This window comes from Rhizobium esperanzae (assembly GCF_002204185.1).
Classification (GTDB): Bacteria; Pseudomonadota; Alphaproteobacteria; order Rhizobiales; family Rhizobiaceae; genus Rhizobium; species Rhizobium esperanzae.
Genome location: NZ_MXPU01000002.1, coordinates 140,949 through 157,057, shown reverse-complemented (window position 1 = coordinate 157,057; position 16,109 = coordinate 140,949). Strand labels below are relative to the sequence as shown.

Genomic DNA, 16,109 nt, shown 5'->3' with positions numbered 1-16,109 from the left:
AGGCGTTCGCACGACTGTGTTGGCTATCAGAACGGGGTCTCTCGTGTCTAAATCTCTTGACAGTTTCAATTGTCGTTCCACACTTTCCGTTGGTGGAAAGGACTATGTCTATTACAGCCTGCCCAAGGCTGAGGCAAACGGACTGGCCGGCGTATCGAAGCTTCCCTATTCGATGAAGGTGCTGCTCGAAAATCTGCTGCGCTTCGAGGATGGCCAGTCGGTCACCAAGGAGCACATCCTGGCCGTCGCCGCGTGGCTGAACAACAAGGGTGCGGTCGAAAACGAAATCGCCTATCGCCCGGCGCGCGTTCTGATGCAGGACTTCACCGGCGTTCCCGCCGTCGTCGACCTGGCCGCGATGCGCGACGCGATGGTGTCGCTCGGCGGCGATCCCGAAAAGATCAACCCGCTCGTTCCCGTCGACCTCGTCATCGACCACTCCGTCATCGTCGACGAATTCGGCACGCCGCAAGCTTTCGCCAAGAATGTCGAGCTGGAATATCAGCGCAACGGCGAACGCTACCGCTTCCTGAAGTGGGGCCAGCAGGCCTTCAAGAACTTCCGCGTCGTTCCTCCGGGCACCGGCATCTGTCACCAGGTCAATCTCGAATATCTCGGCCAGACGGTCTGGACCAAGGAAGAGGACGGCGAGACGATCGCTTATCCCGACACCTGCGTCGGCACCGACAGCCATACGACGATGATCAACGGTCTCGGCGTTCTCGGCTGGGGCGTGGGCGGTATCGAAGCGGAAGCCGCCATGCTCGGCCAGCCGGTTTCGATGCTTCTTCCCGAAGTCATCGGCTTCAAGCTGACCGGCAAGCTGAAGGAAGGCGTGACCGCGACCGACCTCGTTCTGACCGTCGTGCAGATGCTGCGCAAGAAGGGCGTCGTTTCCAAATTCGTCGAATTCTTCGGCCCCGGCATGGACAACATGCCGCTCGCCGACCGTGCGACGATCGGCAACATGGGTCCGGAATATGGCGCCACCTGCGGCTTCTTCCCGGTTGACGGCGAAACCATCAACTATCTCACCATGTCCGGCCGCACGCATGACCGGATCGCGCTGGTCGAAGCCTATTCGAAGGCTCAGGGCATGTGGCGTGAAGGCGATGGTTCCGATCTGGTCTTCACCGACACGCTGGAACTCGACCTCGGCGACGTCGTCCCGTCGATGGCCGGCCCGAAGCGTCCGGAAGGCCGCATCGCGCTCGAAAACATCGCTTCCGGTTTCGCCGGCTCGATGGATGCCGATTACAAGAAGCCAGGTCAGCTCAGCAACCGCTATGCGGTCGAAGGCACGGATTTCGATCTCGGCCATGGCGACGTGGCGATTGCCGCCATCACCTCCTGCACCAACACCTCCAACCCGTCGGTGCTGATTGCCGCCGGTCTTCTCGCCCGCAACGCCGTTGCCAAGGGCCTGAAGACCAAGCCCTGGGTCAAGACCTCGCTCGCCCCGGGATCGCAGGTCGTCGGCGAATATCTCGCCAAGTCAGGCCTGCAGGCCGATCTGGACAAGCTCGGCTTCAACCTCGTCGGCTTCGGCTGCACCACCTGCATCGGCAATTCCGGTCCGCTGCCGGCGCCGATCTCGAAGACGATCAACGACAAGGGCCTGATCGTATCGGGCGTGCTCTCGGGCAACCGTAACTTCGAGGGCCGTATCTCGCCCGATGTCCAGGCGAACTACCTCGCTTCCCCGCCGCTCGTTGTCGCTTACGCGCTTGCCGGCACGGTCCAGAAGGATCTGACCAAGGAGCCGATCGGCGAAGACCAGAACGGCAAACCGGTCTACCTCAAGGACATCTGGCCAACCTCGCACGAGGTGCAGGAATTCATCCTGAAATACGTCACCCGCGAGCTCTATGAAAGCAAGTATGCCGACGTCTTCAAAGGCGACGTCAACTGGCAGGCCGTTCAGGTTCCGCCGGGCCAGACCTATGCCTGGGATGACAATTCGACCTATGTCCAGAACCCGCCTTACTTCGTCGGCATGGGCAAGAAGGGCACCGGCGTCTCAGACATCAAGGGCGCCCGCGTCCTCGGCCTGTTTGGCGACAAGATCACCACCGATCACATCTCTCCGGCCGGTTCGATCAAGGCGGCTTCGCCGGCAGGCGCCTACCTCATCGGCCACGACGTTGCAGTTGCCGACTTCAACCAGTACGGCACACGCCGCGGCAACCATGAAGTGATGATGCGCGGCACCTTCGCCAACATCCGCATCCGCAACCACATGCTCGGCCCGAACGGCAAGGAAGGTGGTTACACCATCCACTACCCGTCGAAGGAGGAGACTTCGATCTACGACGCCGCCATGCAGTACAAGTCCGAAGGCGTGCCGCTCGTCATCTTCGCCGGTGTCGAATACGGCAACGGCTCGTCGCGCGACTGGGCTGCCAAGGGTACCAACCTGCTCGGCGTCAAGGCGGTGATCGCCCAGTCCTTCGAGCGCATCCATCGCTCGAACCTGGTCGGCATGGGCGTCATCCCCTTTGTCTTCGAAGAGGGCACGACCTGGCAGAGCCTCGGCCTCAAGGGTGACGAACTCGTCACCATCGAGGGCCTGGACAAGATCAAGCCGCGCGAGAGGAAGATCGCCAAGATCACCTATGGCGACGGCACCGTGAAGGAAGTTCCGCTGCTGTCGCGCGTCGATACGCTCGACGAGGTGATCTACCTCAACAATGGCGGCATTCTGCAGACGGTTCTGCGCGATCTCGCTGCCTGATTTTCAGAGCATGATGCCGAAAAGTGTGAGCGGTTTTCGGACGACATCATGTTCTTCTTCTTTGATGTAGATCCGGATTCAGATTTTAGGCCGGGCCGGCCAAAATCATCCGGGTCTAGGAGTTGATTGATAATGGCCGCCGGAGAGCAATTTCCGGCGGCTTTTCTTTGCGGCGACAGTCTTTGCCGGAGGCTCACGATGATTTGTTTCAGCTGCGTTCCGGCCGAGCTGTGGTCTCACCCGTTCGTGATTTTTCGTTTGGATCGGGAAGGATTATTCGTACTCTGATATTTCAGAGCCTTCGGTTCCAAAACGCCGGCGCTGAAGAAGAGGTGCAGGTGAATGTCCCCCCGTTTCTTGATTTCGCTGATCGCCGGCATTGCTTTTGCAGGCTCGCTGCATGCCGAAGACGGCAAGCCCAGAGGCGTCGTCGAGCTTTTCACGTCGCAGGGCTGCTCCTCCTGTCCTCCCGCTGATGCCGCCTTCCGCAAGCTGGTGAACCAGGGCGACGTCATCGCGCTCGCCTATCATGTCGATTACTGGAATTATCTCGGCTGGGCCGATACGCTGAGCTCCAAGGAAAATACCGAGCGGCAGTACGGCTACGCCAGGACGATGGGCCGCAGCAACGTCTATACGCCGCAGGCGATCGTCAACGGGCGCGGCCATTTGGCCGGCGCCGATCTCACCGGTATCAACAGCAAGATCGATACATACAGCATCGAAGGCAACGGGCTGACCGTTCCCATCAGCGCAGCGATGCGCGGCGACGAGCTAGAGATCAAGATTGGCGAAGGACAGGGCAAGGCCAATGTCGTCATGGTCTATTTCGACAAGGAAAAGACGATCGACGTTGAAAAAGGCGAAAACAGCGGCAAGAAGATCTCCTATCTGCACAGCGTCACCAATGTCGAAACCGTCGGCATGTGGGACGGCAAGGCGACCAGTCTGACGCTGCCGGCGAGCGTCCTGCAGCGACCGCAGCTCGAGGGCTGCGCGATCCTGCTGCAGTCGGCGACGGCCGACGGCGATCCGGCAGCGATTCTCGGCGCAACCGTGGTGATGGCGGGAAAAAATATCTGATATTTCGCCCGATGACGGGTGAAATGCCGGGCGGCCCGGCCGAGCGTATTCGGGGCTGGGGTTAAGGTCGATACGCTCCGCCGGGCCCTTTGGCGCGCTGGCGCCAAACCGGGATGCATAAATCCCCTGCAAATGAGGCGCTGTTTTGACTGAAATGCGGCACAGGGGAGAAAGCATTGCTTGGTCCCCAACGAAGGTGCCTGGACGTGCGGCGTTGCGGTACGGCCAAATGTGAGGGGCCGCACTCTTGCAATTTGCGGCGGCTCGGGCAAACTGTCACTCTCCTGTCACAAGCGGAGGCCTTGGAGACCTGATGACAGATCAGCCGGATTTGCGACACGGCGAAAGCCGCTCCGTCGACAATAGTTCCTCGGTCGTCGTCGATCTCAGGGAGTACAAACAAAGCAAGGATCCGCTTCCGGTGACCTTCCACCGGCGTGAGCTGGACGCGATCCTCTGGATCTACGGCCGCATGGTCGGCGAGGGGGAATGGCGCGATTACGCCATCGACCATCTGAAGGACAGAGCAGTCTTTTCCGTCTTCAAGCGCTCCGGCGAGATGCCGCTCTTCCGGATCGAAAAGAACCCGAAGCTTGCCGCCAAGCAGGGCGCCTATTCTGTCATCAACGTCAACGGCATGATCCTGAAGCGCGGGCACGAGCTGAATCAGGTCCTCAAGGTGTTCGACAAGGCATTGAAACTCGTCGATAAATAATTCTCATCAGCCCGCAAACAAGGAACCGGGATAGGTGGAGGGATTCGGATCGGTCGTCATGCCCTCGCCGAGGCTGCGCTGCATGAGCATCGTGTCCAGCCAGCGGCCGTGCTTGTAGCCGGTGCCCTTCATCAGTCCGACCTCCACAAAACCCGCCTTCAGATGAAGCGCAATCGAGGCCGGGCTCGCGCCGCCGATGACGGCTACCATCTGACGAAAGCCAAGCCCGGTGCAGCGGTCGATCAGCTCGGCCATCAGTGCCTTGCCGATGCCACGGCCGCGGGCTTCGGGCGCCAGGTAGATCGAATCCTCCACCATCCAGCGATAGGCGGGGCGGGTGCGGAAGGCCGACGCATAGGCGTAGCCGAGGAATTTCCCGTCAGCATCGGTTGCGGCGACATAGGGATATTGCTGGCTGACGATCGCGGAAAAACGCTGGGCCATTTCGGCCTCGGAGGGCGGCGCAATCTCGTAGCTCGCAACGCCATTCAAGACCGAGTCACGATAGATCTCTGTAATCGCGGGGATGTCGGCTTGGGAGGCGTCGCGCAGGAGGAAGGACATCGAGTGGCAGGTCCATCGGAAGAGCAGGCTCCTCTAAAACCACCCCTGCGAAACCGGCGCAACAAAAAAGGCGGCCGAAGCCGCCTTTTCGATCTCAATGCACCTGTTATCTGCGGTTGCCCATGAACTGCAGCAGGAACATGAACAGGTTGAGGAAGTCGAGATAGAGCGTCAGTGCGCCCATGATCGCCTTGCGACCGGCGACAGCGACGTCATCGGCTTCGAAGTAGAGTTCCTTGATCCGCTGCGTGTCGTAGGCGGTGAGGCCTGCGAAGATCAGCACGCCGATCACCGAGATCGCGAACTGCAGCGCGGATGAAGCCAGGAAGATGTTGACGAGCGAGGCGATGATCAGGCCGAAGAGACCCATGATCAGGAACGAACCCATCGCCGACAGGTCGCGCTTCGCCGTATAGCCGTAAAGCGACAGCGCGCCGAAGGAGGCGGCGGTGACGAAGAAAGTCTGAACGACGCTCTGGCCCGTATAGACCAGGAAGATCGACGAGAGCGACAGCCCTACCAGGGCGGCGTAGATCCAGAAGGTCGTCTGGGCGGCGGACACGCTCATCTGATGAATGCGGAAGCTCAGGAAGAAGACGACCGCAAGGGGGGCAAGGATCACGACCCAGCGCAACGGCGACTGGAACAGAAGCGCGCCAAACTGGGTGAGCTGGCCGTCCTGGACTGCGAAGTTGAATCCGAGATATGCGGCCACGCCGGTGATCGCCAGGCCCAGCGCCATCAGGTTGTAGACCTTGAGCATATATGCGCGCAGGCCTTGATCAATCATCTCGCCGGCCTGGACGCGGCTTTGATAGTTACGAAGATCAGCCATAGTTTCCTCTTACAAGCTCCGAAGGAGATACGGTGTCGGGGTTCTCGACCCGGGCGCCGCTGCGGAGCTCCAGCATGCCTGCAGACAATATGAGGCCTTCGCCCTTTGCAAACAAGGGGCTTGCAAAGGCGCGGCCGGTTAAATCGCCGTAAGGTGAAGGCTTTGGGGCGGCGCCAGAGCGGTTCAGCTTTTCACGGAAACGCAGAACCGCTCTAACCTTTTGGATATATGCAATCCCGCAAAAGCGCTTCGCGCTCTGCCTGGCAAAACCGCTTCGCACTTTCCTGGAATTGCTCTCAAAGCTCGCGCAGCACAGGCGCGGCCTTCTGCCCGAGGATGCGCCAGGTGCCGATGAGGCCGATGCCGACGGTCAGAACGAGTGCCGTCACCAGCGTCAGTCCTGCTACATCAGGCAGGAAGGCAGACGGCAGTCGCATGATGCGGGCGACGATGAACCAAGCGGCAATACCGCCGGCAAAGAGTGCGAAGATCGCGGTTGCCAGTCCGAGGATCAGATATTCGTAGCTGAAGGCACGAATCAGCATGACGCGCGTGGCGCCGAGCGTCTTCAGCACCACCGCGTCGTGGGTGCGGGCCCTGTTGCCGGCGGCGAGCGCCCCGGCAAGAACAAGAATCGAGGCGATGAGCGCCACCGATGCGGCGGCTCGGATCGCGGTCGCAAGCTGGGCGACGAGCTGGTTGACGATATCGATCGCGTCCTTGACGCGCACGCTGGTGATCGTCGGATAGGTATTGGTGACGGATTTCAGAATTGCCGCATCTTCGGCCGGAGTCGAGGAGGGATCGGTCAGCGTCGCCAGCCAGGCATGCGGGGCGCCGCGGAAGGTGTTCGGCGAGAAGACCATGACGAAATTGATCGACAGCGATTCCCACTGAACGCGGCGCAGATTGGCGATCTTGGCCGTGATATTGCGCCCCAGCACGTTGACGGTGACGCTATCGCCGATCTTCAGGCCGAGTTCATGCGCCTCTTCGGAGGAGAAGGAGACGAGCGGCTCGCCGCTGTAATCCTTGTCCCACCAGCTGCCTTCGGTGAGCGCGGCATTTTCCGGCAGCGTGTCGGCATAGGTGATGCCGCGGTCGCCATTCAGCACCCAGCGGCCGGCGGCCGGCACGTCCATCTTGGTGACGTCCTCGCCGTTGAAGGCGATGATCCGGCCGCGCAGCATCGGCACCTCCATCAGCTTGCCCTTCGGCGCCTGCGCCTGGACAAGATTGCGGAAGGCGTCGACCTCGGCACTCTGGATATCGACGAAGAAGAAGTTGGGTGCACCCTCGTTCATGCGGCCGGTCAGCTGCTGGCGCAGGTTGCCGTCGATCAAGGTCAGGGTCACCAGCAATGCCAGGCCGAGGCCGAGCGAGAGCACCACTGATGGCGTCAGCGCGCCCGGGCGGTGGATGTTGCCGATCGCGAGCCTCAGCGCCGGCGAGTGAACGCGCGGGCTGCGGCGCGCGAGCCAGGCAATCAAGGCGGCGACGAGGCGCAGGACAACGAAGGCGAAGACGATTGCGCCGACGAAGACGACGGCGATGAAGCGATCATAGGCGGTGAGGATGGCAAGGCCGGCAAGGGCTGCCATGAAAAGGGCGGCAAGCAGGATATAGGGCCAGGACGGCAGACGGCGGGCCTCGAAGCCCTGCTCGCGGAAGAGTGCGGTCGCTGGCACTTCGCGGGCATAGCCGAGCGGCAAAATGGCGAAGGCGAGCGTCGTCAGGATGCCGAAGAGCGTCGCAAGCAGCAGCGCGCCGGGATAGAGGGTCGGCGCGGTTGAGACCGGCAGGAATTGCGCCAGGAACTGCGCCGCAAAGATCGGCGACAGGGCGCCGATGACGAGCCCGATCATGATGCCGCCAAGGGCGATGATGGCGATCTGAAAGAGATAGATCAGAACGACGACGGCGGCCGGAGCGCCGAGGCATTTGAAGGTGGCGATGGTGGTGCGCTTGGAATCGAGGAAAGCGCGTACGGCATTGGCGACACCGACGCCACCGACGATCAGCGCAGTCAGGCCGACCAGCGTCAGGAATTGCGAGAAACGGGTGATGTTCTCGGTGAGCGAGGGTGCTGCGCGGTCGCTGGTGCGGATCGACCAACCGGCAGAGGGAAACTCGTTGGAGGCGCGCGCCTGGATGCCCGACATCGCGTGCTTGTCTTCCAATCGGATCTTGTAGGCGTGTTCGACCAGGCTTCCGGTCTGGATCAGCCCCGAGGCTTCGAGCGCCTGTCGGCTGACGAGCAGACGCGGTGCAAAACCGAAGCCTTCCGACAGCGCGTCCGGCTCGGTTTTGACAGTGCCGGTAATGCTGAGCTTGACATTGCCGAGCAGCAATTCGTCGCCGACCGCAACGCCAAGCCGATCGAGAAGCAGCGGGGCGGCGACCGCGCCATAGGTGCCGCCTTGGTCGGAGAGCAGGGCTGTAAGCGGATAGTCCGGTTCGGCGACGAATCTGCCGTAGAGCGGATAGGCGTCGTCGATGGCCTTGACCTCGACCAGCGCCTGGTCGGAGCCGTCAGGCTTGCGGGCCATCGAGCGCAGGCCCGTTGAAACCGAAACGGTTCCCAGGCCCTGAAGGAAGCTCATTTCCTGAGGTGTCGCCTGGCGATTGTTGAGTTCGAAGCGGACGTCGCCGGCCAGCAACTCCTGCCCCTGCGAGGCGATCGTGTCGGTGATCGACTGCGAAACGGAATTGACGGCGGCGATCGCACCGGTGCCGAGCGCGATGCAAGCCAAAAAGATGTAGAAGCCACGAATGCCGCCGCGCAGCTCGCGGAGCGCCAGGCGAAAAGCGAGTGCGACGCGTGGCGTGACCATGCTCATGCGATTGCCGCCTCGCTGCGGCGGGCGGCGCTGTCGCCCTCGATCCTGCCGGAACGGACGCGGATCTGGCGCGAGCAGCGGTTTGCCAGCGAGACGTCGTGGGTGACGAGAAGCAGGGTCATGCCGCGTTCGGCCTGCTTGGCGAAGAGAAGATCGGCGATCTGTCGGCCCGTTTCGGTATCGAGATTGCCTGTGGGCTCGTCGGCAATCAGCAAGGCGGGCGAGGGAGCGAGCGCTCTGGCAATCGCCACGCGCTGTTGCTCGCCGCCGGAAAGCTGGCCGGGATAGTGGTTCAGCCGTTCGCCGAGACCGACCGAACTCAGTTCGCGATGGGCGATTTCGAAGGCATTGCTGATATTGGCGAGCTCCAGCGGCACCGCGACGTTTTCCAGCGCCGTCATGTTGGCGATCAGATGGAAGGACTGGAAGACGATGCCGATGTTGCGGCCGCGGAAATCGGCGACCTCATCCTCACTCAGGGCGTGGAGCGGCGTGTCATTGATATTGATTTCGCCACTGTCGAGCTTTTCCAGTCCGGCAAGCACCATCAGCAGAGTGGATTTGCCGGAGCCGGAAGGGCCGACGATGCCGACGGATTCGCCGGCTGATATATCGAGATCGATGCCCTTCAGAACATGAACGGAGGCGGCCGCACTGCCAAGGGTGAGATCGGCGCCCTTCAATTCGATGATGGTTTTTGCCAACAGAAATCGCCCTATATTAATCTCTAACGCAATGGCCGCATAACGGCACCTCGCCAATCTAGGGAAGCCAGAATGAGATTTAAAGTTGCCGCGCTTCAATTCACCGTCATCGCGGTGGGGCTGATCTTTGCCGTGGGCGCGAATGCGCGGACGATCAACCTCGTCGGGTTCGGAGACAGCCTGATGGCGGGTTATCAGCTGTCGCCCGGCGAGGGCTTTCCGGAAAAGCTGCAGGCGGCGTTGAAGGCCAAGGGGCTCGACGTTTCCATTGCCAATGCCGGGGTCTCGGGCGACACCACGACAGGTGGGCTTGCCAGGGTCGACTGGTCGGTCCCCGACGGCACCGATGGCGTTATCCTCGAGCTTGGCGCCAATGATGCGCTGCGCGGTATTCCGCCGGAAGAAAGCGAGAAAAACCTCGACCAGATGATCGCCCGGCTCAAGGCGCGCGGCATAGCGGTGCTGCTTGTCGGCATGATGGCGCCGCCGAACATGGGAGCGGATTATGCGGCGCGCTTCAATCCGATTTATCGGAAACTTTCCGACAAATATGGAGTTCGACTTTACGCCTTCTTCCTCGACGGGGTTGCGCTCGATGCGGGGCTGAAGCTCGATGACGGCATGCATCCGAACGCGAGAGGTGTCGACGTCATGGTCGAGAAAATGGAAGCTGATGTCACAAATTTCATCGATACGATTTCTTCTGTGAAGAATTAGGGGCTTGCACGGCCATTGATTGCGTGATTCCGTGTAAGCACCTGCAAAAGATTCGGGGAGTGCTCGTTATGCCGAGACTGTTTACCGCCCTCGAAATTCCGCGCAATGCGGCAATGAGCCTTTCATTGCTGCGCGGTGGCCTCCCCGGAGCACGATGGATCGATGTGGAGAATTACCACATCACGCTGCGCTTCATCGGCGATGTCGACGGCCGTACGGCCGATGAAATCGTTGAACGCCTCGACCGGATCGATCGGCCGGAATTTCAGTTCCGGCTCGAAGGCATCGGGTCCTTCGGCTCGAAGAAGCCGCATTCGGTCTGGGCAGGCGTTTCTCACTCGCCTGAGATGTACGCCCTGCAGGGCGAGATCGAACGGATCTGCCAGCGCATCGGCCTACCGCCGGATCCGCGCAAGTTCACGCCGCACGTGACGCTGGCCCGGCTGAAATCCTCGCGGCTCGACGATGTCGTGCAATATCTGAGTGGGCGCGGCAACTTCCACACCGCGACCTTCACGGCGCCGCGTTTCGTGCTGCTTTCATCGCGCGAATCGGTCGGCGGCGGGCCCTACCTCACCGAGGAAGTGTTCCCGCTGCACGAAGTACGTTCGGCGACCAGCGTTTCGAGCAGGCTGCTGCAGCCGGTCAAGAGCCTGGTATAGAGCAGCGCGAAATCTTCCGGACCGCCATAATAGGGGTCGGCAATGTCCTCCCCCGTTCCCAGCGCGATATCGCCGAACAGCTGGATATTCGCTTCGGGAGAGGCGATCCTGTTGAGTTCCGCCACGTTGTCGCGGTCCATGGCGACGATCAGATCGACACTGACGAAATCGATCGAACGGATGCGCCGGGCACGTTGCCCTGCTATGTCGATGCCATGGCTGCGGGCAACAGCGATCGAACGACGGTCGGGCGGTTCACCTTCATGCCAGCCGCCGGTGCCGGCGGAATCGATCGTGAAACGATCGGTCAGCTTCGCCTCGGCGACAAGGTGGGTAAAAATTCCCTCCGCGAGCGGAGAACGGCATATATTGCCCATGCAAACGAAAAGGATGCTGATGTGCTTCATCGGTAACCTGCTGACGGATGAGAGGACCATGGCATGAAACAGGAAAGACTGGAACGGGCTGAGGCCGAGGAACGACTGGCCGAGCTTTCAGGCTGGGCGCTCAATGATGCGGCCTCTTCGATCTCGAAATCGTTCAAGTTTTCAAATTTCATCGAGGCCTTCGGCTTCATGACGCAGGCAGCGATTACGGCCGAGAAACTCAACCACCATCCCGAATGGTTCAACGTCTATTCTCGGGTGGATGTGACGCTGAACACGCATGATGCCGGCGGGCTGACGGAACTGGATTTCAAGCTCGCCCGGGCGATGGACAAGGCGGCAGCACGCGGTGCCGTTTGAAGACGGGCGCTGATTGAAAGCCGAAACGCCGTCACCATATGTTCGCATGGACGAAAGGATGTCAGGGATGGACGAGGTCAAGTTCGGGGAAATCCTGCTGCCGGGCGACGAGGACACCCAGAGCCGGCGGGAGAAAACCGTACGGCAGAAATTCTGGCCGACCTTCCGCCGGGCCGTGCGCCAGATTCCCTTCTCGCGCGACGTCGTCGCCGGTTTCTACTGTGCGCTCGATCCGCAGACGCCGACCAAGGTGCGCGGCGTGCTGCTTGCAGCGCTCGCCTATTTCGTCATGCCGGTCGACATGATCCCGGATATTTTCGCCGTCATCGGCTTTTCTGACGACATCGCCGTGCTTTCCGCCGCCTTCGCCATGGTGCGCGGTCATATCCGGCCGAGCCATTACGACGCGGCGGACCGCGTGCTTGCCGATCGGCCCGTGGAGACGATGAAAACGATTTGAAGGCCACGGCGCGGTTCACCTGAGTTCCTGCTCCAGCATCTTGCGAAGCTTTCCAAACGCAAGCCGAATACGTGATTTCACCGTGCCGAGCGGCAGCCCGGTCGCCTCGGCGATCTCAGAATGCGATTGGCCGAGGAAGAAGGCGGCACGTAGCATGTCGCGCTGTTCTTCAGGCAGCTGTGCGACCGCGGCGCGTAGCTTGGCGTCGCGATCGCCACTGGCGATGATTTCATCGGCGCCGATCTCGGCCGGTGGCAGCAGGGTCGGGTCCGTTTCGTCGAAAGTACGGGTGCTGGTGCGGCGCCGCAGATCGATGCGGCGATTGCGGGCGATGCGAAAAACCCAGGTCGACAGAGAAGATCGCGTCGCATCGTAGAGATAGGCCTTGTGCCAGAGCACGATCATGATCTCCTGGACCAGCTCTTCGGCCTCGCCTGCTGTCATCTCCTGGCGCGTCAGCCAGGTCTTCAGTCGCGGCGCGAAATAGTCGAACAGGATGGAAAAGGCCTGCTGGTCGCGATCGTCTGCGACAGCCTTTGCGAGGGCAGCGAAACGCCGTCTTTCCTCGGCATCCATGTCGTCTCACCAGCCCCCTGCGGCGAAAATTTCGTCCCGGATTTCCAAAGTCTTAATGAGGTACAGCGGATTTTTGAAAGGTCAAACTCTTGCCTGAATCTTTGTGTCTTAAGGTCAGCCGAACGGCCAGCCGGTGCCATCGGCGCACCGGCATTGCAGCCGATTTCGGCAAGGGGCAAAAGTGGTAGTCGAGCTGAAATGACACAGGCACATACAAATCGCAGCTATTGTTGACCATTTGGTAACCTGAATTAAGTCAAAATAAAGCAGATCGTGATTATGCGGCGCCCGCTATGATCGCTTCGGGCCTTGAATCGCAAGAACCGGCAGGAATCCATGTTTGTAAGAAGTATCGTATCCGCCCTCGCCCTCACCCTGACAATGGCCGGAGTGGCGGCAGCGCAGCAGGCCGCGCCGACCCGCATTCAGCAGTTCCAGGCTTGGGGCGCCTATTCCTATAAGTCGGGCAACAGCACTGTGTGCTACGTGCTATCCGTTCCAACGGCGAAGCAGCCGGCAAGCGTCGACCACGGCGACAATTTCTTCATCGTTTCGCAGCGTCCGGGCCAGAACATCTCTTACGAGCCGCAGGCGATGATGGGCTACACGGTGAAGGAAAATTCAAAGATCAACGTCGTCATCGACAACAAGACCTTCGTGATGTTCACCAAGGACAAGGCCGGCTGGGTCGAGAATGCTGCGCAGGAGCCGGCCCTCGTCGCGGCGATGAAGACCGGCCATTCGATGACGGTGAATGCCGTTTCGCGCAAAGGCACCGGCACGTCCTACAGCTATTCGCTCTCGGGCATCTCGGCAGCGCTGAAGCAGATCGAAAGCTGCAAGTAGGCGGGACTTCCAGTGACAAAGTTTCAAGAGCCGGCCTTGTGCCGGCTCTTGCCATTTCCATCTATAGTGACGCGCGGGCAAAATGATGCTAAAGGCCGCGCAAACAGCGGACAGATCGCGATATCAGTCGCCGTCCGCCATCAATTTCTGCCAATGTGCCGTCATGCCTCCGCAAGTCTTCCGGATCAAATCCTGAAGTCCGCGGCTTGCGGAACGGTTACGTGTTTGAATTCGAGGTCAGAAGCCTATGTCCGTCATGGATGCGATCGTCGTCAAAAAACCTCAGGCCGCGCGCCCCTCTTCCGGCGCCGAGAAGCCGTCGTTGATCGGGCTCTCCCGCGAGGAAATGGCGGCGGCGCTCCGGGAAAAAGGTGTACCCGAAAAGCAGATCAAGATGCGCGTCTCGCAGCTCTGGAACTGGATCTATGTGCGCGGCGTCTCCGATTTCGACCATATGACCAATGTCGCCAAGGACATGCGTGAGATGCTGAAGACGCATTTCACCATTGCGCGTCCGGAAATCGTCGAGGAGCAGGTCTCGAACGACGGCACGCGCAAATGGCTGCTGCGTTTTCCCGCGCGGGGCGCAGGCCGCCCGGTCGAGATCGAGGCCGTCTACATTCCGGAAGAGGGCCGCGGCACGCTCTGTATCTCAAGCCAGGTCGGCTGCACGCTGACCTGTTCCTTCTGTCATACCGGGACACAGCGCTTGGTGCGCAACCTGACGGCGGAGGAAATTCTGTCGCAGTTGCTGCTCGCTCGCGACCGGCTCGGCGATTTTCCGGATCGTGAAGCGCCGCAAGGCACAATCATGCCTGCCGAGGGCCGCAAGGTCAGCAATATTGTCATGATGGGCATGGGCGAGCCGCTCTATAATTTCGACAGCGTCAAGCAGGCGCTGCTGATCGCCACGGATGGCGACGGCCTGTCGCTGTCCAAGCGACGCGTGACGCTTTCCACCTCGGGCGTCGTGCCGGAGATCTTCCGCACCGGCGAGGAGATCGGCGTGATGCTGGCGATCTCGTTGCATGCGGTGCGAGACGACCTGCGCGACATCCTCGTGCCGATCAACAAGAAGTACCCGCTGAAGGAGCTGATCGACGCCTGCAAGGCCTATCCGGGCCTTTCCAATGCGCGGCGCATCACCTTCGAATATGTGATGCTGAAGGATGTCAACGACAGCCTCGAAGACGCGAAAGGTTTGATCAAGCTCCTGAAGGGCGTGCCGGCGAAGATCAACCTCATTCCGTTCAATCCGTGGCCCGGCACCAATTATCAGTGTTCGGATTGGGAGCAGATCGAGAAATTCGCCGATTTCATCAATTCGGCCGGTTACGCCTCGCCGATCCGCACCCCGCGCGGCCGCGACATCCTTGCCGCCTGCGGCCAGCTGAAATCGGAATCCGAACGCATGCGCAAGACAGAGCGCCTGGCCTTCGAGGCAATGATGATCGCCAATCACGGCGCCGACGACTGATCAGCAAGTTTGATCCTCGCTACAATTCTCCTGCATTGATTTAAGGATGCGCTTTTCCTAATAGTGCCGCCAAAATCATTCAGGAGGACATCCATGCGCCCGATTCTGCTCGCTCTTGCCGCCACTTTGGCGCTTTCCCTGCCCGCCAAGGCCGGTGATGTGACTGTTGCCGTGACGGCGATCGTCGAGCATCCCGCGCTCGATGCCGCCCGCAAGGGCGTTCTCGACGTGCTGACGGCGGCCGGCTACAAAGAAGGCGAGAACCTGAAATTCGTGTTCGAATCGGCGCAGGGCAATCCGGCGACGGCGGCCCAGATTGCCCGTCAGTTCGCCGGTGATGAGCCCAATGTCATCGTGCCGATCTCCACGCCCTCGGCCCAGGCCGTCGTGTCGGCGACGCGCGACATTCCGGTCGTCTTCACGGCCGTATCCGACCCGCTCGGCGCCCAGCTCGTCAAGAACATGGATAAGCCCGGCGGCAATGTCACCGGCCTTTCCGACATGTCTCCCGTCGGCGAGCATCTGGCGCTGATCAAGGAAATCGTACCGAAGGCCAAAACAATTGGTTACCTTTACAATTCTGGTGAGGCGAATTCCGTTTCGTTGCTCGCAGTGTTGAAGGCCGAAGCCGAGAAGGCCGGCTTGACGGTCGTGGAATCGGCGGCCACCAAGTCGGCCGAGGTTCAGGGTGCGGCGCGCGCCCTCGTCGGTCGCGCCGATGCGATTTATGTTCCGACCGACAATACCATCATCTCCGCGCTCGAAGGTGCCGTCGCGGTTGCCGAAGAAAGCAAGCTGCCGCTTTTCACCGCCGATACGGATTCGGTATCGCGCGGTTCGATCGCCGCCCTCGGCTTCAACTATTACGATGTCGGCAAGCAGACGGGCGAGATCGTCGTTCGTGTGCTGAAGGGCGAGAACCCGGGCGATATCGCGGTCAAGACCGCTGCCGGCAGCGATCTGGTGGTCAACAAGGCTGCCGCGGCCAAGATGGGCGTCACCCTGCCCGAGAGCGTGCTTTCGCGCGCCAACAAAGTCATCGAGTAAGCGCTCATCTATACAACCATTCACATTCAGCCGCTCCCGTTTGCACGGGGGCGGCTGAAGTATTAAAAGGCTGCGGTTTCGCGACGGGCGGAACGGAAACAAA

General features: G+C 60.7%; 16 protein-coding genes. 10 read left to right on the top strand and 6 right to left on the bottom strand.

Translation table 11 applies throughout. The features are described 5' to 3' along the window. Positions 1 to 43 precede the first annotated feature (43 nt). The 3 genes from acnA to B5E41_RS03080 all read left to right on the top strand — a co-directional run bounded on the left by acnA (position 44) and on the right by B5E41_RS03080 (position 4,532). On the top strand, positions 44 to 2,734 hold the full coding sequence (gene acnA / locus B5E41_RS03090; RefSeq protein WP_088390976.1) for an aconitate hydratase AcnA: 2,691 nt from the start codon (positions 44 to 46) through the stop codon (positions 2,732 to 2,734). 342 nt (positions 2,735 to 3,076) lie between these two features. Next, the gene (locus B5E41_RS03085) at positions 3,077 to 3,817 is read left to right on the top strand and encodes a DUF1223 domain-containing protein (protein ID WP_064805509.1); all 741 of its coding nucleotides are present in this window, start codon (positions 3,077 to 3,079) and stop codon (positions 3,815 to 3,817) included. A gap of 313 nt (positions 3,818 to 4,130) precedes the next feature. Then, positions 4,131 to 4,532 carry a DUF2794 domain-containing protein gene (locus tag B5E41_RS03080; RefSeq protein ID WP_064805507.1) on the top strand — a complete coding sequence of 134 codons (402 nt, stop codon included), beginning with the start codon at positions 4,131 to 4,133 and terminating at the stop codon, positions 4,530 to 4,532. Positions 4,533 to 4,538: 6 nt separating this feature from the next. On the opposite strand, the gene B5E41_RS03075 is transcribed toward B5E41_RS03080, so the two are convergent. From B5E41_RS03075 to B5E41_RS03055, 4 genes are all read right to left on the bottom strand, one after another. Continuing rightward, the gene (locus B5E41_RS03075; RefSeq protein WP_088390974.1) at positions 4,539 to 5,096 is read right to left on the bottom strand and encodes a GNAT family N-acetyltransferase; all 558 of its coding nucleotides are present in this window, start codon (positions 5,094 to 5,096) and stop codon (positions 4,539 to 4,541) included. A 106-nt stretch (positions 5,097 to 5,202) separates the two neighbouring features. Further along, positions 5,203 to 5,931 (bottom strand): Bax inhibitor-1/YccA family protein, encoded by a 729-nt coding sequence (locus tag B5E41_RS03070; protein WP_088390972.1) that lies wholly within the window; start codon positions 5,929 to 5,931, stop codon positions 5,203 to 5,205. A gap of 296 nt (positions 5,932 to 6,227) precedes the next feature. Continuing rightward, a complete protein-coding gene (locus B5E41_RS03060; protein ID WP_088390969.1) occupies positions 6,228 to 8,771 on the bottom strand; it encodes an ABC transporter permease in 2,544 nt (847 codons plus the stop codon). Continuing rightward, positions 8,768 to 9,475, bottom strand: a complete 708-nt coding sequence (locus B5E41_RS03055; RefSeq protein WP_088390967.1) for an ABC transporter ATP-binding protein — start codon at positions 9,473 to 9,475, stop codon at positions 8,768 to 8,770. Before B5E41_RS03055 ends, B5E41_RS03060 begins: the two co-directional genes overlap by 4 nt. 72 nt (positions 9,476 to 9,547) lie before the next feature. Between B5E41_RS03055 and B5E41_RS03050 the strand changes: the two genes are divergently transcribed. Further along, the gene (locus B5E41_RS03050; RefSeq protein WP_088390965.1) at positions 9,548 to 10,192 is read left to right on the top strand and encodes an arylesterase; all 645 of its coding nucleotides are present in this window, start codon (positions 9,548 to 9,550) and stop codon (positions 10,190 to 10,192) included. Between the two features lie 68 nt (positions 10,193 to 10,260). Then, positions 10,261 to 10,854, top strand: a complete 594-nt coding sequence (gene thpR / locus B5E41_RS03045; protein ID WP_064805495.1) for an RNA 2',3'-cyclic phosphodiesterase — start codon at positions 10,261 to 10,263, stop codon at positions 10,852 to 10,854. Here thpR and B5E41_RS03040 read toward each other — a convergent pair. Beyond that, positions 10,761 to 11,261, bottom strand: a complete 501-nt coding sequence (locus B5E41_RS03040) for a low molecular weight protein-tyrosine-phosphatase (RefSeq protein ID WP_088390964.1) — start codon at positions 11,259 to 11,261, stop codon at positions 10,761 to 10,763. The genes thpR and B5E41_RS03040 overlap by 94 nt on opposite strands. A gap of 33 nt (positions 11,262 to 11,294) precedes the next feature. Between B5E41_RS03040 and B5E41_RS03035 the strand changes: the two genes are divergently transcribed. Beyond that, on the top strand, positions 11,295 to 11,600 hold the full coding sequence (locus B5E41_RS03035; RefSeq protein WP_088390962.1) for a 4a-hydroxytetrahydrobiopterin dehydratase: 306 nt from the start codon (positions 11,295 to 11,297) through the stop codon (positions 11,598 to 11,600). A gap of 67 nt (positions 11,601 to 11,667) precedes the next feature. Beyond that, positions 11,668 to 12,060, top strand: a complete 393-nt coding sequence (locus B5E41_RS03030; protein ID WP_088390960.1) for a YkvA family protein — start codon at positions 11,668 to 11,670, stop codon at positions 12,058 to 12,060. A gap of 15 nt (positions 12,061 to 12,075) precedes the next feature. Here B5E41_RS03030 and B5E41_RS03025 read toward each other — a convergent pair whose 3' ends face one another. Next, complete coding sequence (locus B5E41_RS03025; protein WP_088390958.1) at positions 12,076 to 12,636, bottom strand: sigma-70 family RNA polymerase sigma factor; 561 nt, start codon at positions 12,634 to 12,636, stop codon at positions 12,076 to 12,078. Between the two features lie 336 nt (positions 12,637 to 12,972). On the opposite strand from B5E41_RS03025, the gene B5E41_RS03015 reads away from it, so the two are divergent. The 3 genes from B5E41_RS03015 to B5E41_RS03005 all read left to right on the top strand — a co-directional run bounded on the left by B5E41_RS03015 (position 12,973) and on the right by B5E41_RS03005 (position 16,006). Beyond that, entirely contained in the window at positions 12,973 to 13,482 is a 510-nt protein-coding gene (locus B5E41_RS03015) for an invasion associated locus B family protein (protein WP_064805485.1), read from the top strand. A 247-nt stretch (positions 13,483 to 13,729) separates the two neighbouring features. Beyond that, a complete protein-coding gene (rlmN, locus tag B5E41_RS03010; RefSeq protein WP_088390954.1) occupies positions 13,730 to 14,959 on the top strand; it encodes a dual-specificity RNA methyltransferase RlmN in 1,230 nt (409 codons plus the stop codon). A 93-nt stretch (positions 14,960 to 15,052) separates the two neighbouring features. Then, positions 15,053 to 16,006, top strand: a complete 954-nt coding sequence (locus B5E41_RS03005; RefSeq protein ID WP_088390952.1) for an ABC transporter substrate-binding protein — start codon at positions 15,053 to 15,055, stop codon at positions 16,004 to 16,006. Positions 16,007 to 16,109 lie beyond the last annotated feature (103 nt).